At 47.9% G+C, this 23,908-nt stretch carries 23 protein-coding genes; 7 read left to right on the top strand and 16 right to left on the bottom strand.

The window, feature by feature from the left end:
- Window positions 1-16: 16 nt before the first annotated feature.
- The 3 genes from KDK19_RS03140 to KDK19_RS03130 all read right to left on the bottom strand — a co-directional run bounded on the left by KDK19_RS03140 (window position 17) and on the right by KDK19_RS03130 (window position 2,641).
- A complete protein-coding gene (locus KDK19_RS03140; protein ID WP_257280127.1) occupies window positions 17-613 on the bottom strand; it encodes an OmpA family protein in 597 nt (198 codons plus the stop codon).
- A 541-nt stretch (window positions 614-1,154) separates the two neighbouring features.
- The gene (dapD, locus tag KDK19_RS03135) at window positions 1,155-2,192 is read right to left on the bottom strand and encodes a 2,3,4,5-tetrahydropyridine-2,6-dicarboxylate N-succinyltransferase (protein WP_257280128.1); all 1,038 of its coding nucleotides are present in this window, start codon (window positions 2,190-2,192) and stop codon (window positions 1,155-1,157) included.
- Between the two features lie 104 nt (window positions 2,193-2,296).
- Entirely contained in the window at window positions 2,297-2,641 is a 345-nt protein-coding gene (locus tag KDK19_RS03130) for an ArsC family reductase (protein WP_257287894.1), read from the bottom strand.
- A gap of 233 nt (window positions 2,642-2,874) precedes the next feature.
- On the opposite strand from KDK19_RS03130, the gene KDK19_RS03125 reads away from it, so the two are divergent.
- Complete coding sequence (locus KDK19_RS03125; protein WP_257280130.1) at window positions 2,875-3,864, top strand: pentapeptide repeat-containing protein; 990 nt, start codon at window positions 2,875-2,877, stop codon at window positions 3,862-3,864.
- 58 nt (window positions 3,865-3,922) lie between these two features.
- Here KDK19_RS03125 and KDK19_RS03120 read toward each other — a convergent pair whose 3' ends face one another.
- Window positions 3,923-4,393, bottom strand: a complete 471-nt coding sequence (locus tag KDK19_RS03120; protein WP_257291319.1) for an aminoacyl-tRNA deacylase — start codon at window positions 4,391-4,393, stop codon at window positions 3,923-3,925.
- A 400-nt stretch (window positions 4,394-4,793) separates the two neighbouring features.
- On the opposite strand from KDK19_RS03120, the gene nhaD reads away from it, so the two are divergent.
- Window positions 4,794-6,194, top strand: a complete 1,401-nt coding sequence (gene nhaD / locus KDK19_RS03115) for a sodium:proton antiporter NhaD (protein ID WP_368736431.1) — start codon at window positions 4,794-4,796, stop codon at window positions 6,192-6,194.
- Window positions 6,195-6,221: 27 nt separating this feature from the next.
- Here nhaD and KDK19_RS03110 read toward each other — a convergent pair whose 3' ends face one another.
- From KDK19_RS03110 to KDK19_RS03095, 4 genes are all read right to left on the bottom strand, one after another.
- Window positions 6,222-6,590: a hypothetical protein gene (locus tag KDK19_RS03110; RefSeq protein ID WP_257280133.1), complete on the bottom strand. Its 369-nt coding sequence runs from the start codon at window positions 6,588-6,590 to the stop codon at window positions 6,222-6,224.
- A 448-nt stretch (window positions 6,591-7,038) separates the two neighbouring features.
- Window positions 7,039-8,880 carry a hypothetical protein gene (locus KDK19_RS03105; RefSeq protein ID WP_257291318.1) on the bottom strand — a complete coding sequence of 614 codons (1,842 nt, stop codon included), beginning with the start codon at window positions 8,878-8,880 and terminating at the stop codon, window positions 7,039-7,041.
- Window positions 8,881-9,061: 181 nt separating this feature from the next.
- The gene (locus tag KDK19_RS03100; protein WP_257280135.1) at window positions 9,062-12,190 is read right to left on the bottom strand and encodes an efflux RND transporter permease subunit; all 3,129 of its coding nucleotides are present in this window, start codon (window positions 12,188-12,190) and stop codon (window positions 9,062-9,064) included.
- A 5-nt stretch (window positions 12,191-12,195) separates the two neighbouring features.
- Entirely contained in the window at window positions 12,196-13,410 is a 1,215-nt protein-coding gene (locus KDK19_RS03095; RefSeq protein WP_257280136.1) for an efflux RND transporter periplasmic adaptor subunit, read from the bottom strand.
- Window positions 13,411-14,131: 721 nt separating this feature from the next.
- Between KDK19_RS03095 and KDK19_RS03090 the strand changes: the two genes are divergently transcribed.
- Both KDK19_RS03090 and KDK19_RS03085 read left to right on the top strand, forming a co-directional pair.
- Complete coding sequence (locus KDK19_RS03090; RefSeq protein ID WP_257287915.1) at window positions 14,132-14,830, top strand: response regulator; 699 nt, start codon at window positions 14,132-14,134, stop codon at window positions 14,828-14,830.
- The gene (locus KDK19_RS03085) at window positions 14,827-16,221 is read left to right on the top strand and encodes an ATP-binding protein (RefSeq protein ID WP_257280138.1); all 1,395 of its coding nucleotides are present in this window, start codon (window positions 14,827-14,829) and stop codon (window positions 16,219-16,221) included. The genes KDK19_RS03090 and KDK19_RS03085 overlap by 4 nt, the downstream gene beginning before the upstream one ends.
- Before the next feature lie 85 nt (window positions 16,222-16,306).
- Here KDK19_RS03085 and KDK19_RS03080 read toward each other — a convergent pair whose 3' ends face one another.
- The 3 genes from KDK19_RS03080 to KDK19_RS03070 form a co-directional block, all read right to left on the bottom strand.
- Window positions 16,307-16,687, bottom strand: coding sequence for a VanZ family protein (locus tag KDK19_RS03080; RefSeq protein WP_257274395.1), 381 nt, complete (start codon window positions 16,685-16,687; stop codon window positions 16,307-16,309).
- 38 nt (window positions 16,688-16,725) lie between these two features.
- A complete protein-coding gene (locus KDK19_RS03075; RefSeq protein WP_257274396.1) occupies window positions 16,726-17,427 on the bottom strand; it encodes a pseudouridine synthase in 702 nt (233 codons plus the stop codon).
- A gap of 199 nt (window positions 17,428-17,626) precedes the next feature.
- Window positions 17,627-17,827, bottom strand: coding sequence for a DUF2788 domain-containing protein (locus tag KDK19_RS03070; RefSeq protein WP_257274397.1), 201 nt, complete (start codon window positions 17,825-17,827; stop codon window positions 17,627-17,629).
- A 189-nt stretch (window positions 17,828-18,016) separates the two neighbouring features.
- Here KDK19_RS03070 and KDK19_RS03065 point away from each other — a divergent pair, with 189 nt between their 5' ends.
- Both KDK19_RS03065 and KDK19_RS03060 read left to right on the top strand, forming a co-directional pair.
- Window positions 18,017-18,379 (top strand): hypothetical protein, encoded by a 363-nt coding sequence (locus tag KDK19_RS03065; RefSeq protein WP_257274398.1) that lies wholly within the window; start codon window positions 18,017-18,019, stop codon window positions 18,377-18,379.
- An 86-nt stretch (window positions 18,380-18,465) separates the two neighbouring features.
- Window positions 18,466-19,572 carry a hypothetical protein gene (locus KDK19_RS03060; protein ID WP_257274399.1) on the top strand — a complete coding sequence of 369 codons (1,107 nt, stop codon included), beginning with the start codon at window positions 18,466-18,468 and terminating at the stop codon, window positions 19,570-19,572.
- A 4-nt stretch (window positions 19,573-19,576) separates the two neighbouring features.
- On the opposite strand, the gene KDK19_RS03055 is transcribed toward KDK19_RS03060, so the two are convergent.
- The 5 genes from KDK19_RS03055 to KDK19_RS03035 form a co-directional block, all read right to left on the bottom strand.
- Window positions 19,577-20,182 (bottom strand): YjaG family protein, encoded by a 606-nt coding sequence (locus tag KDK19_RS03055; RefSeq protein ID WP_257274400.1) that lies wholly within the window; start codon window positions 20,180-20,182, stop codon window positions 19,577-19,579.
- Window positions 20,183-20,301: 119 nt separating this feature from the next.
- Complete coding sequence (locus KDK19_RS03050; protein WP_257287913.1) at window positions 20,302-20,691, bottom strand: hypothetical protein; 390 nt, start codon at window positions 20,689-20,691, stop codon at window positions 20,302-20,304.
- Window positions 20,692-21,287: 596 nt separating this feature from the next.
- Window positions 21,288-21,854: an elongation factor P-like protein YeiP gene (gene yeiP, locus KDK19_RS03045; RefSeq protein ID WP_257274402.1), complete on the bottom strand. Its 567-nt coding sequence runs from the start codon at window positions 21,852-21,854 to the stop codon at window positions 21,288-21,290.
- Between the two features lie 66 nt (window positions 21,855-21,920).
- The gene (locus KDK19_RS03040; RefSeq protein WP_257280139.1) at window positions 21,921-22,373 is read right to left on the bottom strand and encodes a DUF3301 domain-containing protein; all 453 of its coding nucleotides are present in this window, start codon (window positions 22,371-22,373) and stop codon (window positions 21,921-21,923) included.
- 102 nt (window positions 22,374-22,475) lie between these two features.
- The gene (locus KDK19_RS03035) at window positions 22,476-22,664 is read right to left on the bottom strand and encodes a hypothetical protein (RefSeq protein ID WP_257274405.1); all 189 of its coding nucleotides are present in this window, start codon (window positions 22,662-22,664) and stop codon (window positions 22,476-22,478) included.
- A 396-nt stretch (window positions 22,665-23,060) separates the two neighbouring features.
- Between KDK19_RS03035 and ald the strand changes: the two genes are divergently transcribed.
- Window positions 23,061-23,908 (top strand): alanine dehydrogenase (gene ald, locus KDK19_RS03030; protein WP_257291321.1); only part of this gene is annotated, 848 nt, incomplete at its 3' end.

Genomic DNA, 23,908 nt, shown 5'->3' with positions numbered 1-23,908 from the left:
CGGTTGTCAGCCGATATCATTTCAGCATGATTTCAGCACGGCGATTTTCCCGTCTCATTTCTTCTGTATCATTACCACGTACCGGGTAATCTTCACCTTCACCCCTTACCGTCATGTTCTCTTCAGAAATTCCTCTGCTTATCAGGTAGTCTTTTACGGCCTTGGCTCTTCTCTCAGAAAGCTCTTGGTTGTAAGAGCGGGAACCTGACTCACAAGCGTGGCCAACAATTTCGATGTGGCTGTCCTGATCCAGCTGGCCAATAAGCATGTTGAGCTTTTCCAGATCGCCCAATCTCAGCTTCGGAGAGTCAAAGTCAAAGTGAACGGTGGACATTCCTACTAAAACAGGAATGCCCATCGGGCGATCGCGCTCAGCAACAGGGTCGATCAGGGCGCAGGCTGTGCCACCTATCAGTGCACCGGCTACAAAGGCAGTACCACCGGTTGCTATATTGTAAGCCGCGCCGGGGATACCCATAACCGCTCCCCCTTTGGCTACACAGTCAGACCAATGAGGCTTCTGGGGTTGAGTCTGGGAAGAGGTGGTCGAACAACCCGCTGTCAACAGCAGAGAAAAAACGAGAGCCAACGTGCTCAGCATCCTTGCAGACATGGTACAACTCCTATCCATGGTTTTTAGAGATTGGCCTGCAAGCCAGTCGCCTGACTAAGAATAGTCTGCCGTCCTCGCTACGGGATCGTCTGGACGGTCGCTATTTCAGGTAAGGCTTCCAGAGAAGGTATGCAGTCCATTTCCTGTTGATTATAGGGAGGGTTGAGCCATGCTCCTGATGACTGTTTTTCGGTGGTTTGATTTCAATGTCAGCAACAAGCAGAAATCAGGATGTTTTTTTGACAATGAGCGGCGTTAAAGGTGTGATTTGCAGTAAGAGTGGTCACTCTTCAGAAGTTTCACTTTGAGACATTAAAAATAGCAGTGGATTTTATTGGAGTTTGCCAGCATTCAGCAGCCGATAAAGGGCAGAAATTAAGCGGTGAAAGTCGCTTATTGTTCAGCTCAGAGGGCATTCCGCCCGAAAGGCCAGATGAGGGGCATCAGTCCGACTGACCAAAACCTCAAAGAGAGTAAAAAGGCTTTGGTCAGGATAATCATTGCACAGCCCTAATTAAGTGTTCAGAGCTCTGGAAGCTACTCAGTTGTGGGCGTGCAAGTCTTCGTTAAGAGCGATAGCCGACTTGTTGGTCAGACATTCAATGGCACCAGAAATAGAATTGCGACGGAACAACAGGTCAGACTGGCCACTTAGCTGGCTGGCTTTAACGGTTTCAACCACGTTTTTCTGATCGTCCAGAACATTGACTTTGCTGCCAGCAGTCAGGTATAGACCGGCTTCGACGGTGCAACGGTCGCCCAGAGGAATATTGATACCGGCATTAGCACCGATCAGGCAGTTCTCGCCCAGGGAGACGACGATGTCGTTACCACCCGACAGGGTACCCATGGTGCTGCAACCACCACCCAGGTCAGAACCTTCGCCAATCATAATCCCGGCAGAGATACGACCTTCAATCATACTCTTGCCCTGAGTGCCGGCATTAAAGTTAATAAAACCTTCATGCATGATTGTGGTGCCCTCACCAACATAAGCGCCCAGGCGAACCCGGGCTGCATCGGCAATACGCACTCCGGCCGGGACAACGTAGTCCGTCATTTTCGGAAACTTATCCACTGAATCAACGCTGATACAGCGGCCTTCAGCACGGGCTTTTAGTTGCCGTTCAGGCAGCTCTGTCAGATCGATAGCCCCTTCACTGGTCCAGGCAACGTTCGGCAGCAAAGGAAAAATGCCTTGCAGATTCATGCCGTGGGGCTTAACCATACGATGTGAGAGCAGGTGCAGCTTCAGGTAAGCTTCAGGTGTGCTGTTAAGGGTATCGTCTGTTGCCAGAAAAGTAATGACGCGGGGCTGGTCACTTTCTTCCAGACTCAGCATCATTTTTGCCAGGGCTTCCTCACCCAGATTGACGAAAGATTCTTCCAGCGCATGACAGGTCGTACTGTCCAGCTCAACGAAGGCGTTGCCGCCGTTGTAGTCAACCAGTTCAGTAATCGCTGCAACCAGCTTTTCAGATGGGTTCAGCAGAGGCATGGGATAGAATACTTCCAGCCAGTCGCCTTTCGTATTTTTACTGCCCACACCAATCGCAAGACTGAAAAGAGTTTGGTTCATAATTCATTTCCCCTGATATTCAAATCAAATTGAAGACAGCCTATTGCAGCGGCTGCAAGTGGCTTTATTCTTCTCTTCTGCCTGGTTGAAACGGGCCAGGCGTTTTACTGAAAAAGTGCTTGATATTGCTTGTCTGAAAAGCCCAGAACTTTTTTGGAGCCTGTGTCGAGCAAGGGTCGCTTGATCATAGCGGGTTGCTCCAGCATTAACTCAATGGCTGAGGCTTCATCGACAGACGCTTTTTGCGCTTCTGGCAGCTGTCGCCAGGTGGTCCCGCGACGATTCAGCAGTGCTTCCCAGCCTAGTTCATTTGACCAGTTTTGCAGAGAAACCTTGTCCAGACCCTCTTTGCGGTAATCATGAAAGCGATATTCAATACCGGCTGCATTAAGCCACTTGCGGGCCTTTCTAATAGTGTCGCAGTTGCTGATTCCGTAGAGGGTGATCACGAGGCTAACCTGTGTTTCCGCTGTAAACAGCCATGGGCTTTAGAAACCATCTTCCGTCTTCCCGGGAGATGAAAGATTTAACGTAATAGTCGTCAAGCGGCCTAGCATACACGTCTGGGTGTCGAATTGCATGAGCCGGCCAGGTAATTCTCCAGCACAGATGATAAATACTTCTGACCATTTTGCCGACACACTATGGGAGCACTTTTTCAAAAACTTTGGGCTATTTTGTCATGCCGATTAAAGATGACTATCAATGCGGTTATATGGGTGAGCGATATGGGCAGTGCAATGAGGGAGCTATAGAAGGCAGTGACTATTGCTTTTGGCATGACAGGGATGTTGATAAATCTGGTGACAATGTCAGAGCCTTACTAGAAGAACGGGCTCGCAAAGGTACCCCGATGGAGGGGTTTTATCTGAAGGGGGCAGATCTCGATAATCTGGATCTTGTTTGTCCTGAAGGTAATAATGTTTATCAATTGATTAATAGTGACTTGAGTCGTTGTAGTCTGGTTAAAGCTCATCTCTATCGGGCAGACCTTTCCGGTTGTAATCTTCTGAAAGCGGATTTGAGTGGAGCCAATCTACATCGAACCCGTTTAATCGGATCAAACCTGCTGGGTGTTAATTTTAAGTCAGCACGAATTGAACATGTTGATTTTGGCGATGCTTTCCTGCAAGAAGAAAAAGCACATCAGGCCCGCCGGGAAGGGGATCAGCACAAGTCCAGAGAGTTGTTTGAGGAGGCCGAGGAAATAGCAAGGAATATTCGCAAACATTGTGAAGCACAGGGGTTATTTCATAATGCTGGTGAGTTTTTTTACCGGGAAATGACCTTAAACCGCTACCGGTTTCCCTGCTTCTCATGGCGCAGGACGGCTTCAAAGGTTGTCGACTTGCTCAGTGGCTATGGCGAAAAGCCCGAAAGGTTGGTTCTGTTTTCAGTCTCATTTATTGTCTTCTTTTCTCTGTTTTATTTCTTACTGGGCATTGAGGACAGTGGGGTAACGGTCCGGTATCAGTCGGGCCAGCCTCTTTATAACAATCTGGTCAGCTGGCTGGAAACGCTGTACTTCAGTGTGGTGACCTTTACGACACTGGGCTACGGCGATCTCAACCCTGTCGGTCTTTCTAGACTGTTCGCAGCCATTGAAGCCTTCATTGGCAGTTTCACGCTGGCACTTTTTGTTGTTGTTTTCGTAAAAAAAATGACCCGCTGAAGTGAGCCGTCACTGGCCGTAAAATCTTCAGCGATCATATAGCTTCTGTCGTCTTTTTTCAGGTGCAATAGGCTTCCATTTCGTCTGGGTCGCAACTGATAGCAGCGTGTGTTTCTCCCTGGAGTAATGCCTTGAACTGGTTACGGTTCATATGAATCAGTTCCCGGTGGTTACCAGACTCAAGATACAGATCCTGTAATGAATTCAATTCGTCATCCCAACAGGTGGTCATGCCGTAAGCACTGCCGATAGCTGGAACCGAACCGTCCTCACAGTCTGGAAAAAGGTGTTTCAATTCCTGTTCTGACACCAGATTCAAGTGGCGATCCAGCTTGGCGTTGATCCAGCGCAGCATGAGTTTGTTCATAGAGGGCATGACGGCGATGACATAACCCTTGGTGTCCCTGAGAACAACGGATTTTGTCATATTCTTAACTGGAATACAGGCGGAGTGGGCCGTATTCATCGCTCTCTCTGAGTATGGGTGGGACACAAGTTCGTATTCCGCATTATGTTGGTTTAGAAACATGTGCAGTTTCCGGGCGATGCTCATCTTCAAGTCCCCGCACGAAGGTTAGAAAAATCGGAATAAAAAATAATAAGACTACGCCCAAGTGTACATGGATTATTTCAGAGTGCTCTGCTTATGGAGCTAAATAGTAAGATGAAAATTATATATAAAAGTCAATTGTAATCCGTTTCTACTCTTTAACGAGCGCTTTGCAGTTTGAATGGCTCGACAGATTTTACAAAAATTATGTGCGACCGAAGGCGACTGATCCGGGTGTCGTCTTATCGGACGCAAATCCATCGAAATGAGTTGATCAGGCCTTAATGGAATATCACTAGCGGTTGGCTTATCGTCATTCAATCAGTATCATTTGCGCGTTTCTGACCCCTGACTGATTTGAAAATTAAAGGAAACTATAGTGAATTTCTCTGGACTGAGAAAACCTTCCCTGCTTGCCGGGGCAGGGTTGTTTGCTCTTCCGCAGAGCTCGTTTGCGGCAGAAGAGTTGTTGAGGATGACAACGCACCCCATTGCCTGGTTGTGTGTTGTCATTTTTATCCTGGCTTATGTGGCCGTGATGGCAGAAGAGAAGTTGCATCTTAAAAAGTCAAAGCCGGTCATTCTTGCTGCCGGTATCATCTGGGCCCTCATTGCCTGGCTGGCCACCGGAGAGGGTGTGTCCCACGAGAGTTTATCTACAGCGGTCATGCATGATCTGGAAGAATATTCGGCCATGTTCTTATTCCTGCTGGTGGCGATGACTTACATCAATGCTATGGAAGAGCGTCAGGTATTCGATTCACTTCGCAGTTGGCTGATCCGTAAGGGCTTCAGTTATCGTCAGCTCTTCTGGGTGACTGGGTTTCTGGCATTCTTTATCTCGCCCGTTGCCGATAACCTGACGACGGCTTTGTTGATGGGAGCGGTCATTATGTCCGTCGGGGGGAGTCCTGCTTTTGTCACCATGGCAATGATCAATGTGGTTGTAGCATCCAATGCCGGGGGAGCTTTCAGTCCCTTTGGTGATATTACAACGTTGATGGTGTGGCAGGCTGACAAGGTTGAGTTTTTCACATTCTTCTCATTATTTATCCCTTCAGTAGTGAACTTTATTATTCCGGCGACCATCATGAACTTCTTTATTGATAGTGGCCGACCGGCTGCCCTCGAGGATCATGCAGGTATTCGACGGGGTGGATTGGGTGTCTGTGCGCTGTTCCTGATCACGATTGCGCTGGCAGTTTCTTTTGAAAACTTCTTCGGACTACCTCCCTTTATGGGCATGATGACCGGACTTTCTCTATTGATGTTCTACACCTATTTTCTGCAATTGAGAGGGTTGACCAGCAGTCGACCTATTCCTGTGATGGACGACGAGCAAAAGGAAGATCTGGATATTTTTAAACGGGTTGCCCATGCCGAGTGGGATACCCTGCTGTTCTTCTTTGGCGTTATCTTCTCTGTAGGGGGACTGCGTTATTTGGGTTATCTGGAAGTGATTTCCGAAAGCATGTACACCGGCGTAGGACCCACCTGGACGAATATTGCAGCCGGGGTCTTCTCTGCCATTCTGGATAACATTCCAGTCATGTTTGCCATCCTGGGTATGAGCCCTGAAATGGACGTATTTCAGTGGCTGCTGATTACCCTGACCGCAGGGGTGGGTGGAAGCTTACTGTCAATAGGCTCTGCTGCAGGCGTTGCTCTGATGGGAACTGCTAAAGGCCGATATACTTTCCTGAGCCATTTGAAGTGGAGCTGGGCCATTGCCCTGGGATATGCCGCGAGTATTGCAACTCACTTTTTGGTGAACGGTTAAAAGCAAAGATGCAGGGTGACTCTGTTCTCATTGCTTCAAAACAGGGTCTCCCTGATAAACAATGTAGGGTGAGCAGCTGCCTGATGTAAGGATATTAACAATTGCCTTATGACGGGCACCAGATGTGGGTGCTCGCCCGCTATTGTTAATAGGCATCACAAGATCGTCAGGTTCAATATCATACTTCTCGAACCATGCCAGATCCTGCTCTGCATCGGGAGAGAAGGCCAGTTCAGCAAAGTCTCCCTTTACTTCGGTAATGAGCATTGTTCCCCTAACAGGCTGGTAGTAACAGCTGATAGACTCCAGGGGATTGGCGCAGCCGACTAGCAGAATGGGCGGGAGTGCCCATGCCACGATGCGAAGAGATGTTCTGGAATAAGCAGAGCGTTTCAAAACTGAAGCTCCTTGTTCTCTTTATCAGGAGCATTCTCTTTCTTTCAGAGAACCTCCCGCAGTTATGAGTTATGGTTACCGTGAAAAACCTTCAGTCTCTGCGATCATTGATCATAAAGCTGATTTCACCCGAGTGAGAAGCTTGCGGCTTAATGAAACATCCGAATCAGTTTGTTAATTATTACACCAGCTTAACGGCTTTGAAAACTTCGTTTAGAGTATCGGTGCCTATTATTGCCAGTATCGGGATGCTCCGGAAAAACTGCTAACCCCCGGTAAAGAGCGAGAGTCAGATCAGATCGTAATCAATCAGCAGATAACCAGCGCAAAGCCATTGCCACGAAATCGACTCAATGATGGTTGTTTCTACCTCATAACCCAGTCTGTTATCAGGCGATCAATCTGATCCATCATAGTCGCTTATGCTGGCAATATCTGGAGTGTCAGATCATGGGTTGAGGTCGTTGTCCCGATCCTGGTCCACATCAACAGATGTGCGTTTTCGATGTCTTTTGCGCTTCGTTAGGGTTTGAGCATTTTTGCAGATTGTCCCGCATTGCCGAGACTGGCCACCCTCACCGACCACTATGACCTCACAGGTTGTTTTTTGCCCTCTGTGAGTGTTTCTTTTGTGGATTGCCATGGCTCTGATATTCTCACAGACCGTTCCGCATGGTCGCTGCTGGCCATCCTCCCCGATCACGTTCACTATGCAGGTTTGTTGTCCGGTGTGACCTCTGTTTTTGTGAATTGACAGAGCTTGAGCATGCTTAAAAACCTTTCCGCATGGTCGCTGCCGGCCATCCCCCTCGTCCACTGTTAGATCACAGGTTTTTTCCCCGGAGTGGTATCTACTTCTATGGCATGCTTGAGATCGAGCATTCTTGAAGATCGCCCCGCATGGCTTCGGCTGACCATCCTCACCGATCATAGTCACGTCGCAGGTTTGTTGCCCGCTATGTTTTCTGCTTTCTTGATTCGGCAGTGCTTGTTGACAGTGGGTGGCTCCTCTGCAATGAGCTACTGCCGGGGTTCGAAATGCGCCTGTCTGGGAAAGATGACGTGGGCTTTGACCCAGTTGGGATGATCCTGTTGCCTGTTGTGTTTCTGACGTTCTCATTGAGTATGTGAAATCGGTATACGCGCAGGAAACCCCGATTTCTTCGAGAAGAATGTGATTACCAAGATTGAGTAACCCGTTAACTATAACCAAATCATCATTGGAGACAGACGAACTTCCATGTATTTGCGCAGCTTCACTGATTGGCCCGGTTAGGTCAATGTGTGCTGCCGATGCTCTCACCGAGTGTTCATGGTTGCGGTTATTTGTCGGTTTGCCACTAATGCCACATGGCTGTGGCTGATGTGCCTGTGACTGAGAGGGGCGGCCAGATATACCAGAAGGATTATTCAATAATTCAAAAAGTGACTTTTGTTGAGAATATATAGCCTTTGCAAAATCAAAATGATCTATACGACTATGTTTTTTTTTATTGTGTAAACGTGGGCATGAGCTTTTTTCGGGTGTTGCTCCTGTTTGGGCTGCTGAACTTACCAAGGACTTCAGCGGTGATCCAGCGGGTTCTCTGTTATTGGATGATGGTCGGTATTGGCAAGCTCCATTACAGGGATGGATGAAACAATTTAAACTTAAAGTATGGAGGTGTTGGTTTGGATCTCCATTGTCGCCGCCAGAGTGCGAATCTGGGGGGGTAATGAAAGAGCTTGCAGGCTGGCTGCGGGCTCCGGTAGCTTTCTGGCTGGGTGATTCTGATGACTGTTGTTGGTTAGGTCCGGAGCCAAACATCATAGTGATTGTCGCAAAGGGATGGTCCTGACATGCCTCCTGCTGTTCAATGGGTTTAAACAGTGCTGAATCGGGGTTCCAGTAGCTCTTTAAAAGCCAACTGACAGTGACAACCGCGTCAGCAACTTCTAAAGGTAGTCGTGAATAGGGATTGGAGCTCAGAGAGGCATCTTTGGTTGTCAGGATCAGTTTGTAAGCAACCAGCAGAGGAGTGGCGTAAAGCCATTGCCACGAAACAGACTCTATAAGGGTCATTTTTACCCCGTAACCGTCTGGACTGTATGCTTTGTTATCTGGTGGTGAATCTGTTTCTGTGTAGTCGTTTTTGCCGACAGCGTCTGATGGGCTGCCCAGCCATACATATCGGTCACGTTTTATAGAAAAGCTCTGGTTTGGAAAAACTTCATTCTGTTCAAGCTCGACAATAAAAACTCTTGTCAACGCTTCAGCATGACAGACGGCAGACAACGAAAGTAGCAGCAACAGAAACGCTGCACAGAGTGAGTGTTTAATAATTCTATTCTTGCATTCTGGCTTTCAGAGAGGAAGGATAGATCACCTCATGAAAGAGGGTGTCGCAAAACTCTGGTTCCTGGTCTGGGACATGGGAATCAGAATTGGGCGGGATATAAAAAAGCCCCCGCAGACAGGGGCTTTACGCTGATCAGCTGTTCGCTTTGTCAGGATTGAAATGCTCGCGCATTTTTTGAAGGAGATAGTAGAACAATGGGATCATTATTGTGCCAAATACGGTGGCAGCGATCATTCCAGACATCACAGTCGTGCCAATGATCCTTCGGCTGGCGGCACCTGCGCCACTGGCAAATACCAGAGGCAGTACTCCCAGAATGAAAGACAGGGCTGTCATCAATACGGCACGGAAGCGCAGTTCGGCGGCGTTGGTTGCAGCATCGAAGATGCTCTTGCCTGATTGCCTCTGTGCCATGGCAAATTCTACGATCAGAATCGCTGTCTTTGCAGCAATACCAATCAATAGCACCATACCTATCTGAGCATAAATATCATTGGCCATGGAGGGGATCAGTAATCGGAAGAGGTTTATCCCGACAATGGCACCAAAAGCCGCTATGGGAACTGCCACGATGATCGCCAGCGGCATAGTCCAGCTTTCATACTGTGCTACCAGGAACAGGTAGACAAACAGGAAGGCCAGGGCAAACAGCAGAGGAGCTACGCTACCGGCTTCAATTTCCTGTAGAGACTGTCCGGACCACTCAAAGGTGTAACCATCGGGCAGCGTCTTGGCCAGATCTTCCATGGCAGTGATGGCATCACCTGAACTAAAACCTTGATTGGCCTTGCCACTGATGCTGGCTGAGCGGTAAAGGTTATAGTGGTCGATGCTGCTGGGGCCAAGAATCGGCTTCAGTGAGGCAACGGTTGTCAGAGGCACCATCTGGTCATTCAGGTTTCTGACAAAGAACTTGCTCAGGTCTGAAGGGTTGGCGCGATACTCGCTTTCTGCCTGCAGTTTAACCTGGTAGGTTCTACCGAACTTACTGAAGTCATTGACATACAGGGAGCCCAGCTGGGTTTGCAGTGTCATGAAAATTTCAGACAGTGGAATGCCTTGTGCTTTAGCTTTGTTGCGATCTACCTCAAGGTAGTATTGGGGGACATTAGCACGGTAAGTACTGAATACCTGAGTCATCTCGGGGCGCTGGTTTGCCTGATAAATCAATCCATTCAACACCTGACCAAGCTCCTGTGGGCTGCGGCCAAGAGTATCCTGAAGCCTGAAGTCGAAACCACCGGAAGATCCAAGACCGGGAATGGGTGGGAAGGCAAAGGCCATGACCTGTGCTTCCGGTAGCGTCCAGAGCTTGCCCTGTATCTTTCTCAGCACTACCTTCTGGTTTTGCATGACGCCCGGGCGATCTTTCCAGTTGTTGAGAACAACAATTGCCATGGCGTTGTTGGAGTTGGAGCCACCCATGATGCTGAAGCCGGAAACGCTGATGACACTGTCAACATCGGGTTCGGTACGAATGATGTTGGTGACGTTCTCCATAACGGCTTCTGTTCTGTTCAGGGACGCCGCGTCTGGAAGCTGAACATCAACCACGAAGAAACCCTGATCTTCATCCGGAACAAAACCGGATGGTGTGCTGTTGAACAGGAAACCTGTAGAAGCCATCAAGATGGCAAAGAGTCCAATCCCCAGAATGCCTCTTCTCAGCAACAGGGTAACCCAGCTCTTGTAGCCACCGGTCAGTCGCTTGATAAAGTTATCAATCGGAACCAGCCACTTGATGTGCCCCATCTTGCCTTTTTTCAGCAAAGTGGCGCACAGGGCCGGACTCAATGTCAGAGCGTTGATGGAAGAAATCACAACAGCTACCGATATGGTGACTGCAAACTGTGAATAAAGCCCGCCGGTAATGCCCGGCATAAAGCCTACCGGCACGAATACCGCCAGCAATACCAGAGTGGTTGCCACAATGGGGCCCGATACTTCCTTCATGGCCTGGCTGGTGGCTTCGACCGGGTTCATTCCCTCCCTGGTGATTAATCGTTCAACGTTTTCAATGACGACAATGGCGTCGTCCACAACCACGCCTATCGCCAGAACAAGACCGAAAAGTGTGATGGTGTTGATTGAAAAACCGAGGGCTTTCATGATGGCGAAAGTACCAATCAGAGAGACCGGGATTGCGATTGCAGGGATCAGTGTTGCCCGCCAGTTTTGCAGGAACAGGAATACAACCAGCACGACCAGAGCCACAGCCTGAAGCAGAGTAATGACGACTTCCTTAATGGACTGGTCAATAAACTGGGTGGTGTCAAACTTGATTTCATACTCGATACCTTCCGGCATGCGAGTAGCCAGTTCAGCTATGGTCTCTTTTACGCCTTTTGCCACATCCATGGCGTTGGCATCAGGTTGCTGATAGATAACCAGAAAAGCGGTGTCATCATTGTTAAACTTGGCGACGCCATCGTAACTCTGGGAGCCCATTTCAACCCGGGCGATGTCCTTGATGCGAACATACGAGCCATCAGAGTCGGCCTTGATAATGACGTTGCCGAACTCTTCAGGGTCACTCAGACGTCCCTGGGTTTTTATAGTGTAGGTAAACTGTTGGTCTGGCTGGTTAGGTGCCTGACCCAGTTTACCGGCAGCGACAATAACGTTTTGTTCATTCAGTGCGTTGGATACGTCTGATGTCGTGATGTCCAGGGATGCCATACGTTCAGGATCAAGCCAGATGCGCATGCTGTAGACCAGTGAACCCAGAATGTCGGCAGAAGCGACGCCGTTGATACGCGCCATGGGTTCTTTCAGGTAGTTGTTGGCGTAGTTATTAAGGTAAACGCCGTCGTACTCCGCTTTATGGGAGATCAGGTTGATACCCATCAGCATACTTGAAGATTTTTTGCTGACGGTGACACCGGTTCTTCTGACATCTTCGGGAAGCGATGGCTCAGCCACCGCTACACGGTTCTGGACGTTTACCAGGGCCATGTCCTGATCAACACCTGAATCGAAGGTGACGGTTATGCTGGCGCTGCCATCGTTACCTGCAGAAGAGTTGATGTAGAGCATGTCCTCTACACCGTTGACCTGTTCTTCAATGGGGCGGATGACGGCTTCTTCTATGGTCTCTGCATCGGCTCCCGGGAATACCGCACTGATATTAACCTGAGGAGGTGTGATTTCCGGAAACTGAGCCACTGGCAGGGTCAGCATGGAAATCATACCCACCAGTGTAATGACGATCGACAGGACAAAGGCAAACTTGGGCCTGTGAATAAAAAGCTGACTGATCATCGCAGTTACCCTTGTTTGTTAGTCTGGCTGCCCTGCTCTTGATCAGGCTTTGGCTGGGCTTCAATGCCGCCTGTCTCAGGATCAATCGTGACGGTGGTGGGAGTCACTTTAGCACCTGGACGAACTTTCTGAAGGCCTTCAACGATGATCTTTTCACCGGCTTTAAGCCCGGAGTTCACAACCCACATTGGGCCTAAGCGACGTCCCAGTTCTACCTGACGGGTTTCAACTGCGTTATCAGCATCAACGACCAATACAAAGCGACCGGACTGATTTTCCTGAACGGCAGACTGAGGAATGATCGGATGTTCGGTCTTGTTCCTGCCTTCTACGATCAGGGTGACGTATAGACCCGGTAGTATGATGCCCTGAGGATTTGGGAATACTGCACGCAGGGTCAGGGTTCCTGTGGTTTCATCGACACTGGTGTCTGCGAAGTTGAATGTACCCTTGTGATTGTAATCGCTGCCATTGGGCAGGCGCAGGCTCATTTCAAAGTCCTGCTTTTCGGCAGCCCGGTTGCCAGAACTTTCCTGTAAGCGGCTGATGAATTGTTGCTCATTGACCTGGAAGTTGACATAGATTGGGTCAATGGAAGTCAGAGTCGCCAGAGGTTCACTGCCGGGTCCTACCAGATTACCCACGCTGTAATGGGTGCGGCCGATCTGTCCTTTGAAAGGTGCTAAGATTTTGGTGTAGCTGAGATCCAGTTTGGCCGTATCCAGTTGGGCTTCAGCCGCCTGAACAGAGGCTTCTGCCTGAGCTTCTTTGCTGGTCTGGGTATCCAGGTCAGCCTGGCTGATGTAGCCTTTCTTGTGAAGATTCTTGCTGCGTTGCAGGTCTTTCTTGGACTTGTTCAACTCTGCTTTAGCGCTGGCCAGATCAGCCTCGGCTTTTTTGAGGTTGGCGATATAGGGTTTGGGGTCTATCACGAAAAGCAGCTGATCTTTCTCAACGGTCTGTCCTTCAATGAAGTCCCTCTGAGCGAGAAAGCCTTCTACTCTTGCTCTCAGGTCGACAGTGTTGACAGCTTCTGTTCGGGCAACGTATTCATTGTAATCGCCAACAGGCCGCTCCGTTACGTTGATGACGGAAACAGCGGGAGGAGGTGTTTTTCTTTGTTCCTGCTCTTGATCACAGCCAGTCAGGGCTAGAACGGATGCAACAAGCAAGCCGAAAGGGAGCAGGGATCGTTGTCTATTTTTGATGATCGATTTCATCGATGGCTCCGAGAGAAAGAGTCTCAAGTTCAGGTTTCCAGCCCACGGTCAGAGTCTTGTGGTATGAGCGTGCCGATTCGGGGGACCTCTCCGCAAAGCAATACACAGGCAAGTCTGGTCTGAAAATTGTCTCAGCTGCTTGCACAGGACCTGATTCAGACATGATACAGCGAGTATTCACCTGTCTTATATTCAGTGCAACAGCGACCTTCGAGTCTCAGAGAAGCTGGATATAAACGTTATCTTTTGGGCGTCTATATTCCAAATCATCCGTTTTTCTGTCGCTGGCGCAGTATTCGTACTGTGCAGAGCTGAGCATGCTCATGTTGGAAAATAAGTGGGTATTGTACTCGGCTAAAGACTGATTCCTACTACTAAATTAAAAATCAGACACTTGTTTACAGGACGTTTACTTCTATTGCAAATAAAGCTTTTTACAGAGTGCTTACTGACTCTAACCCCAAGATATATATGGGCTTCAATACACTGAAGCCGTTGTTTAAACACTGAAGGTTTTCAACAAAGAAGGAATCAATTGAAACGAAAGTCTTCCAGAATATTGAGTGCTGTTTTTTGCTTCAAGACGACTTGTTGGTTCATGACGGTTTATTGATTATGAGGCACGGGTCAGCTGACAGACAATCTGTAAATTTTGTACCCTGTGCTGTACCTTTAACCCCGCTTTTCCCCCTGCGGGGTCTTTTTTATTGAGGAGCTGCCAATGAGTAATGAAAATCTAGAGCTTCTGTTGATAGACGATGATATCGAACTCTGTGAATTGTTGATCGAGTACCTGGCTACAGAAGGGTACTCTGTACACGCAGTTCATGATGGTGAGTCAGGTGCTCATGCTGCTCTTTCAGGGGATTATCAGCTGGTACTGCTGGATGTTACCCTGCCAAAACTGAATGGCTTTGAAGTCCTGAAAAAAATCCGTCACACGTCTGATATTCCGGTATTGATGCTGACGGCTCGTGGTGATGATGTTGATCGCATCATTGGGCTGGAAATCGGAGCTGATGATTACCTGCCCAAACCATATAACCACCGTGAACTGGTAGCCAGGATCAAGGCCATTCTGAGAAGGGGCAGAACGCCGGGTGCTGAAGTCGGTAACAAAGTCCTTTCTATTGATGATATCACTCTGAATCTGGCAAACCGTGAAGCCAAGATGGGTGAAACACTGCTTGAGCTGACGGCTACTGAATTTATGGTCCTCAAGTCACTGATTGAAAAAGCTGGCGAATTGATTTCCAGAGATGAGCTGACGCAAATCGCATTGAACCGTCGTCTGACACTTTATGACCGTGCGATTGATATGCACGTGAGTAACGTGCGCAAGAAAATTGGTACACGTCCAGATGGCTCACCCAGAATTAAAACCGTCCGTGGTGCCGGCTACTTCTACATCAGACCATGATTATTCAAATCCGGAGAATGCTGGTCTGGCCATTTCAGAGTCTGTTCTGGAAGCTGTTTCTGTGGTTCTGGCTAACCATGTTGTCGATGATGGCAGCCATGGTTATAGCGGTGGCCATAACGGTAAATCCCTCGGATTTCCTGTCCGAGCGCAGAGAGCTTTTTCGTGAACTGGAGATCGTCTCCAGAAAAGTGGAGCGCATGGCTTCTGGCTGGGCGCCTCATACTCCTTTTCCTCAGTTCAGCGGAAGTTATTTTTACCTTTTTGATCCTGCCGGTGAAGTGGTGGGCAGACGAGCCGCTCCGGATGAACTGATGTCCGCTTATGACCGAACCCATGATCGCACTGAACCTACCATCACTTTCAGAAGTGGTGTCGTGGTGGTGGGCCCCAGAAAAGTCTGGATTGGACGGATACCCTATGACCTGTTTCTGACCAAGGAAATGCCAAGATTAGTTCACTGGCGAGTCACCAAGGTTCTTTCCCAGCAATGGCATTTGGTTATCATTGCTCTGGCTGTCAGCTTCCTGCTTTGCATCATGCTGGCGCGCTACCTGGTCGTCCCTATCAGACGATTGCAGGTAACCTCCAGAAAGCTGGCGAAGGGAGAGCTCTCTGCCAGGGTGGAAGCCTCTGTGAGACAGAGAGGTGATGAGTTGGGAGAGTTTGCCCGTGATTTTGATCACATGGCAGAACAGTTGGAGACGCTGGTCAATAACAAGGAAATTTTGCTGAGAAATGTCTCTCACGAGTTACGCTCTCCGTTAACCCGGTTGCAGATTTCTCTGGCACTTGCCCGAAGAAAAACACCTGAAGCTGAGGCGGAACATGGGCGAATAGAAAGAGAAATCGAGCGTCTTGATGAGTTGATTGGTGAGATTATCCGTTTCTCCCGTATTCAGCATGGTCTGAGTGAAATGGCCTGTGAGCGGGTCAATCTGGAGCAGCTTATCGAGCAATTGGTGGATGACGGTAACTTTGAAGCTCAGGCTCAGAATAAAGGTGTCGATCTCATTAAGAGCCAGCCTATTGAGATTGTTGGAGTGCGTGACTGGCTCAGCAGTGCTGCTGAAAACATCATCCGAAATGCCATCCGATTCACTCCTCAGGGCAGTGATGTTGAGGTGACATTGGAACAATATCGTCGAAATGTAATCATCAAAGTGCGGGATAAAGGTCCGGGTGTTCCCGAAGATGCACTGGAATCCATGTTCGAACCTTTTTTCAGGGTGGATGAAACCCGTGGCAAGGAAAATGATGGGTTTGGACTGGGGACTGCTATAGCGATGAGCGCTATAGCTAATCACGATGGCGCAATCTTCGCCAGAAATGCTCATCCGGGTCTTGAAGTAACAATCAGGATACCCTTGGATCATAAGCACAATGTCTAATTGGGATCGGTCATAAATCAGTCAAATTGCAAGAGTCAAATAGAAACGCTGGGAAAGCTAATGGCTTCTCGCTCGGCTTCCATGTTTAAGACCAGCGCCAGTTGATCAGTGGTACACGCTTCCAGACAGGAATAGTGAAAAAGTAAAGGATAATGCCAGCCAGATCGGCAATCAGATCAGCCCAGGAAAAAAAGCGGTATTCCGTTTGTAATTGCAGCAGCTCAATGAGAAGACCGTAGGCCATCAAGCCACTGACTTTCGATAAGTTGAACGACTGGCTTGGAAGGCTGGCATCGATCAGAAAACCTAACAACAGGAAAGCCGCAAGATGTTGAAGCTTATCGTTCACATCGGTAAGTGGGACTTTATCCAATGGCAATAAGGACAAAACTACAATAGATATCATGGCCAGCAGGAGGCCAGTCCTGGCCAGTGTTGTGTAATGATTTCTGATCAATGTTACCAAGGTGTCCTTCCTGTCGATTCGTAGAAATGGATAGGGACTTATTTTCTGTGACGATTTGAATACCCTTTTCGTGCCTGTTTGTTGGCAATGGTTCGTTTTCTGATAATACTATTTTTTGTTAAAGTTACCTTTAGATCATCAGGTATCTCTGCTTCGCTCCATTTTCCCGGTTTTAGTCCATCCAGTGTCCAATCGCCTATACGGTAACGTATCAATCTTAGGGTAGGGTAGCCAACCGCTGCGGTCATGCGCCGAACCTGTCTATTACGTCCCTCACGAATAGTCAGTTCCAGCCAGCGGTCAGGAATGGACTTACGCTCTCTTATGGGTGGTACTCTTGGCCAGATTGCTGGTGCTTCAATGATTCTGGCTTTGGCAGGAAGCGTCAGACCATCTTTGAGTTCAATGCCTTTTCTCAGTTTCTCCAGTGCCTTTTCATTGGGTATGCCTTCTACTTGAACCCAGTAGGTTTTCTCCATCTTGTGCAGGGGCGAGCTAACCTGATGCTGAATCTGTCCATTGTTAGTTAGCAGCACCAGTCCCTCGCTATCTCTGTCCAGGCGACCAGCAGGATAAACATCGGGAATGGAGAGGTAGTCCCTGAGTGTTGGGCGCCCTTCTGAATCGGTGAATTGTGTCAGCACATCGAAAGGTTTGTTAAACAGAATCAGCCTGGGGGTGGTAGTATGTTCTTTTTTATTCCTTATGGAGCCGGGGGGCTGGTAGGGGCGACCTGACATCTGGCTGAGTCTCGTTAGCTTTGGCTGGTATTGCAGATTATAAAGTTATTGAAACAGAACAAAAGCCCTCAAGTCAGCTCCACACTGAATACTGACTGAGACGCTGTAAACGTTTGACAGGATTAACTGCGAGATGGCCTCTCTCGTCTGGTGTCTTAGAGCAAACCAGCTTTATTTATCGAGTTAGGCAGCCCAAGTTTTAACCGCCAATCGTTTTCATCAAAATGCCTTTTAGGACAAACCCCAGAACACCCAAGCATAAAGCGCCAAAAAGAATGAATGTGCCAAATTTTCCCGCTTTCGACTTTTTAGCCAGATCGTAGACAATAAAACCCATAAACAACACCAGAGCTGTCAGGAGGGCTTTCATCATCAGGCTTTCAAAACTGTCTATATCCATACTTCACTCCAACGAATAAGCTTGCTCATTCTATCTCTGGTGGATTCTATGTCTACACTGAAATAAGAAGAACAGGCCGTTCTGTACATAAAGTGCCGTTCAGCTGGAAAGAATACAGAGTGTCACAGCGATAATGAGCCATTGATCAGGGAGTGCATGGCTGTTACTTAGCCAATAGGAGAGAACCTCATGGCTTCCCGCATCAGGTTAATCGATGTCACCAAGCTTAAGAAGTCGTCCTGGCTTGTTCAGCAGGAATCCGAAGCTGTAGTAAAGACCGCTAAAGCAGGCATTAATCGGCAGAAAGACTTTATGGACTCTGTTGGTATGGATAAAAAGAGACTCCGTGAGTTTATCAATAGTGATGCCTGGCCCACCCATTTCAAGCACAAAGCCCGTCAGGAGTTGATCAAATTCAACGATGAGCTAAAGAGTGATCTTTCTCACGAAGCATCATTGAAACGAAAAGAACTCAGGCAGGCTAATCGACTGTTGAAACCCAAGACAAAATCGAGATCCTCAGGCAGAAGGCATAGGACCGGATTTGTTTAATTGTTTGCAAAGAGCTGCTGGACCGGGCAAAAAAGATTGGGTGCTTTTTTACTGAATATTAATATGGATGACAGGGGCGGCTTTTCATGGCTACCGTTAATGGAGTTAACAGTAATAACAATATTAATGTTGTTGATTCTTCCGAGCTTAGTCAGCAGGACTTTATTTCGGCTGTCTACCTTGAGCGCGGGAATATGCTGGATGCGGAAGTCCGCAGACTGGTCGGTGAGATAGAAACTTCCAACCAGCTGCTGACTAGCGTCAATAATCTGATCAATAAATCCAACATAGCTCAGTATGGCACCAGCCAGTACACGCAGACCACCTGGACCACCAACGGTAACAACATCGTGCTGGATAATGGATACGGTATTGCTATCCGGCCGGATGCTAATGGCAATACTACATTTACTTTGGTGGATGCTGAAGGTAATCAACTCAATTATCAGAATCAGACACTGGTGCCTGTTGCTCAGGGCTCTATTACGGATGCCAGTCAGGTGGGTATACCTGTTATGAATGATATGACTATGGTGCTGGATGATGGTACTGAGATTACCTTTCAGACATCCTCTCCCGGAACCCCCTTTGATCCCTCCAGTTTGTCAGGAGGTCTTGCGGATATCACCGGAATGACGATCACAAGGGGGAATCAAGGGCTCACAGTAACAAATTTGAATACGGCAAATCCTGTTATTGGTACTCCAAACCTGAATGGCACCACTCTGGATGCGGCCAGTAACGATGGTTATGTACTGCTCGAGGCGGGCGGGCTTCATTCCTGGGAGTATGACGGAGTGAATACCAACCAGATGACTCGACAGGATCCGAATGATCCCAGCGCTTCGCTCAGTGGCTACGCAGCACGTAAAGTTGCTTTCCAGAACAGTTTTACGAATGAAGTGACCGGTGGTATGCCTGCATTGACTAAAGAAGAGCGTGATATTCTCAGTAACCTGTTGAAGATCAATTACACTGATGCCAGTGGAAAGGGCCACCTTACACCAGAGGAATGGGCTTCGCTGAAGACATCACTCAACGCTGCAAAAGAAAATCTGACAGGAAGTAACCAATTGCAGACAGTCCAGTTACAGCGCGCGATGGCTACTTATAATCAGAACTATGATGCGATATCCAACTCTCAGAATAAAATCTATTCACTGCTGAAAGATATCATCAATAATTCGAAATGATGGATCACTCAAGGCTGATACCAATGTGACTGATTCCTTCATTTCTGGCCAAAGCCCTGATCTGTTTCATAACGTCCGGGCTTTGTTTGCTTTTGCTGGTTTGATCCAGCACTTCTTCAATAAACGCTATCTGTTGCTGATATAGCTCATGCTGTTCAACATACTGTTGGAGCTCAATCCCTTTAAGCTCTTCAGCTTCTGTATACTTTATGAATTTACCAATGGTGCTCAGTGAGAGTGTCAGGGCACTGGCTGTCTCTGCAGCATCAGGCTCCATAGCACAGTTAACCGCACAAATCGTACTGATAACACTGTCGTAGGCTGGAATGGTGCCAAACATCTCCCACTTATCAAGATCAGGTACATTCGGTTCAAGTTTCTCCAGCAGACGCTCAAAGTTTTTGGCTGACTGGTAGCCTGCGACGTTATCCCAGAGCATATTCAGACAGTGTCGAACGTCCTCAGGGTGACCAAACTCTGTGAGTTCAGCAAACAGGGCAAAATTGGGCCAGCTTCTTTCACAGACGGCGGTTGTTAGCGTTATGAGCTTCCAGGCTGGAAGTTTATCAAGCTGACGCAGGAACTGAGCGTATTGTCTATGTGTGTTCAAAGTGAAATCTCAGGCCAGAATATCTGGACAGGGATTCTAGCGGTATTCCCCCTGGAAGGCACTGCTGAGAAGGAATTCTGGAGTCATAAAGTGCTGTAGCTATGCATTGTAGTCCGTTATCAGAGCTGCCACTTGAAATTAACGGTGAAGGAATCCAGATCATAATCGGAATTAAGTTCAATCATGGAATTATCAAACATACAAGTTTCTGCTTTGACATTGCTGCTGAATCGAACCTTGCCACAGTCTCCAAATTCGAACTCGGTTTTTTCCTTGATGAATTCCATACCTTCCTTGATGGGTCTGGCAACACCAATGTATTCGAGCCCCAGAAATGCAGCACTGGCAGCAGCCTGTTCAGCCAGCTTTTTGGGATCGGAAGCGGCCTTGTACACAAAAGCACTGACTTCTTTCTGATTGATTCCGGACTTTTCCCGAATAGACAACTCAGGCATTCTATTGACGCTTTTTGAGCGGTTGATGGTTCTGGTAGAGAAAGGGTCAATCATTGAAACATCATGCGAGTAAGCTGTACTGTAATGAGAAACTTCAGAAAGGTAATGAGCTTCTGAGTCCGACATTGCCAAAACTGGGAATAGAGTCATCACCAGGCATGACCCCCACTTGCAACATGCATTACAGCTGTTTAAAGACTTGCTTCCATCCATGGTGCTAATCCTTAGTAAGCGCCGAAAACACTTCCATCGAAATTATACTGCCAGTCTATACACCATGCTGGCAAGAGAAAGACCCTTGTAAAGTAAGTTAAGCATGCTCAGGCTAAGGTGCCTTGTATTTCCTGTTTAATATAGCGACATAATATATTTATGTTCTGTCATTATTATACTGTGAAATAATCGCTTCAGAATGGCCATGATGAACGGTGTAAAAAAGAAAATCACTTCGTAATCCATTCCTTGTTTATTGGGGCCACTAATAAGCTGTCTTTGTTTCCATTTATCTGGCTCTATCGGCTGTAGGTTGGTCATCTTGAGCCCGTTGCGGGCTCTTGATCATAAATGACAATGGTGTGTGTATGGGGTTTGTTGTTGAAGGCTGTTACCAGTGCACTGGCAGGCAGTGAACCAGAAGGGATGATCAGGCTCTATGCTCTGGACATGAATTTGCCTGTTTCCGTATTAATCTTGATAATTTCTCCAGTGCTCAGGTATTCCGGAACCTGAACTTCAAGGCCAGTACTCAGTCGTGCTGTTTTGGTACGAGCTGCTGCGGAAGCACCTTTAATAGCAGGAGATGTTTCAATGATTTCAAGAGCGATGGATGAAGGCAGCTCAATAGCCAGTAACTGACCATCCACCAGAAGAGCGGTCAGTCCTTCCATACCATCAGACATATAGGGAAGCTGTTCTGCAATGGTCCCTGAGTTAACGAGATATTGGCTGTAGTCCTCACTATCCATGAAGGTAAACTCATCACCTTCACGATACAGAAAGGAAACCATTCGGCGGAGTAAATCAACATCAGCAAACGGGTCGTCGCCCGTGCAGGTCATCTCCAGCTTCTGACCACCGGGAACGGAACTGAAACGAAACTTGTAGAGGGTTGAGGCACCGCGAGCGGATGGACTCTTGGTTTCATTCTGTCGGACTATGTAGTACTGATTTTCAATCTGAACAATCTGACCTTTCTTAAGATCTTTGGCGTAGGCCATTTATTTCAACCTCAGTTCAAAGGAGTGGGCAAATTCTATCACAGGACCGAAATTGCCTTGAGTTCGTTAATCGTTTTCACGGGATCTGAATGTTGGGGTGTCAATGCTGCCTCGGCAGTTTGTCAGATCGACCGTATTAGACGGGTTGTTATCCCCGGGCAGAGTGTCTTCTGAATACTCTGCAAACATGATCAGGTTCGAAGTTTGCTGTTCTTCAGGGCAGGTGTACTGCAAATCCATTACCTGCAAGTATCTGCCAAGCAAGCGGATATGCCCCGGGTAGCGTTGAATGCCGTTAGAGGTAAATTCAAAATTGAAATCTCTGGCAAGGTGCACCTGACCGTTTTGGCCTCGTTTGAAGCGAGTTGAATAACGAACTACAGTACCATCAAGAAACTGCAAGTTCATTTCCTTGCAGGCGCGCCTGCCATGGACGATAGCGATTTCTCTTGCTTTTGTTGTGTCAGCCCAGTACCAGACAAAAGCCGCCCCAAGTAGGATCCAGATGATAGTGTTCATGAGCGCATTTTATAGTCAGGAAAGGAAGAAAAGCTATGTCTTGTGCGCTTCTTTTACAAGTTGCCAGAAGCTGCAGAGTTTTTTTGAGTCTTCAATTGCAAATCAGTGCAGATGTCTTGGATTGCTGGCCTTACCAATGGGCTTTCCATCCCGATCAATGAGTTTCTCTCTGGCATCGACTCTGTAAATTCTTCGAAAGTATTCTGCTGTCAGGGCTTTCTTATCAGCAAACTGCCTGATGTCTACACCAACCCGGTTGAGGTATTCAAGCATGAAAATGGTATCGGGCACATCAGCCTCCAGTTATTGGCTCCACATAGTGATTCTCCACTACTCAGATAACCCATTCCGGATCCTGTTGAAATCCAAGTCTCAACGGAATTCCAAGTTAGAATAGCACCAGCATGTTTCGTTTTTTTGACTTGAGACATTCTTTTTCCGGCCTTTACAGAGCTTTACAGCCTCCTTATTGTTTCTTATCACTAAATCTCTGAGAGTCTCCTTTTCCTCGTCGCTTGGAGAGGGGCAGTTGATTGTTTGTAAATTTCCGGGTTTTGGTGATTTTATTTGTAGCGTTGTTTTTTTTGGTTTAATTTTCTGGATCAAGTATAAAATCGAAGTATTTGACTGATAAAGGAGCCGTATACTGGGATATATGTGCCAGACAAAGCTCAGCTGGGGGAATATATGCTGGTAGGCGTGCCAAAAGAAATAAAGAATCATGAGTATCGAGTCGGGTTAACACCTGCTGCAGTTAAGGAACTCGTGGCGCAAGGGCATGAAGTTATTGTTGAAATGAATGCCGGAGCAGGTATTGGTTTCACCGATGATTGTTATAAAAGTGCCGGAGCTACTATTGTTTGCAGCGGCGAGTCAGTGTTCGAACAGGCTGAGCTGATTGTTAAGGTCAAGGAGCCTCAGGCTGTTGAAAGAGCGAGGCTGCGTCCACACCATACCCTCTTTACTTACCTCCATCTGGCTCCGGACGTTGCTCAGACTCAAGATCTGATTGAATCCGGAGCCACTTGCATCGCTTATGAAACCGTAACGGATGTTAATGGTCGTCTGCCCTTGCTGGCTCCCATGTCAGAAGTCGCAGGTCGTATGTCTATTCAAGCCGGTGCCCACTGTCTCGAGAAGTCCCAGTCAGGTCGTGGTGTTCTTATGGGTGGTGTTCCTGGCGTAGATCCCGCAAAGGTCGTCATCATTGGTGGCGGTGTTGTTGGTCAAAATGCTGCAGCTATGGCTGTTGGCATGGGCGCAGATGTTGTTGTTCTGGATCGTTCTGTAGACGCGCTTAGACAGCTTGATGCGCGTTATGGCAACCGTATAAAAACCGTGTTCTCTACTCATCACTCTATTGAAGAGCATGCACTGACCGCTGATCTACTGGTAGGTGGTGTTCTGCTGCCAGGTGCTGCTGCTCCCAAGCTGGTGACCAAAGATCTCATTAGCAGAATGAAGTGTGGTTCTGTGATTGTTGACGTTGCCATTGATCAGGGTGGTTGTGTTGAAACGTCAAGACCGACCACCCA

Source organism: Endozoicomonas sp. ONNA1, from assembly GCF_024606325.1.
Lineage (GTDB): Bacteria > Pseudomonadota > Gammaproteobacteria > Pseudomonadales > Endozoicomonadaceae > Endozoicomonas_A.
This window is presented reverse-complemented; position numbering and strand designations above follow the sequence as displayed.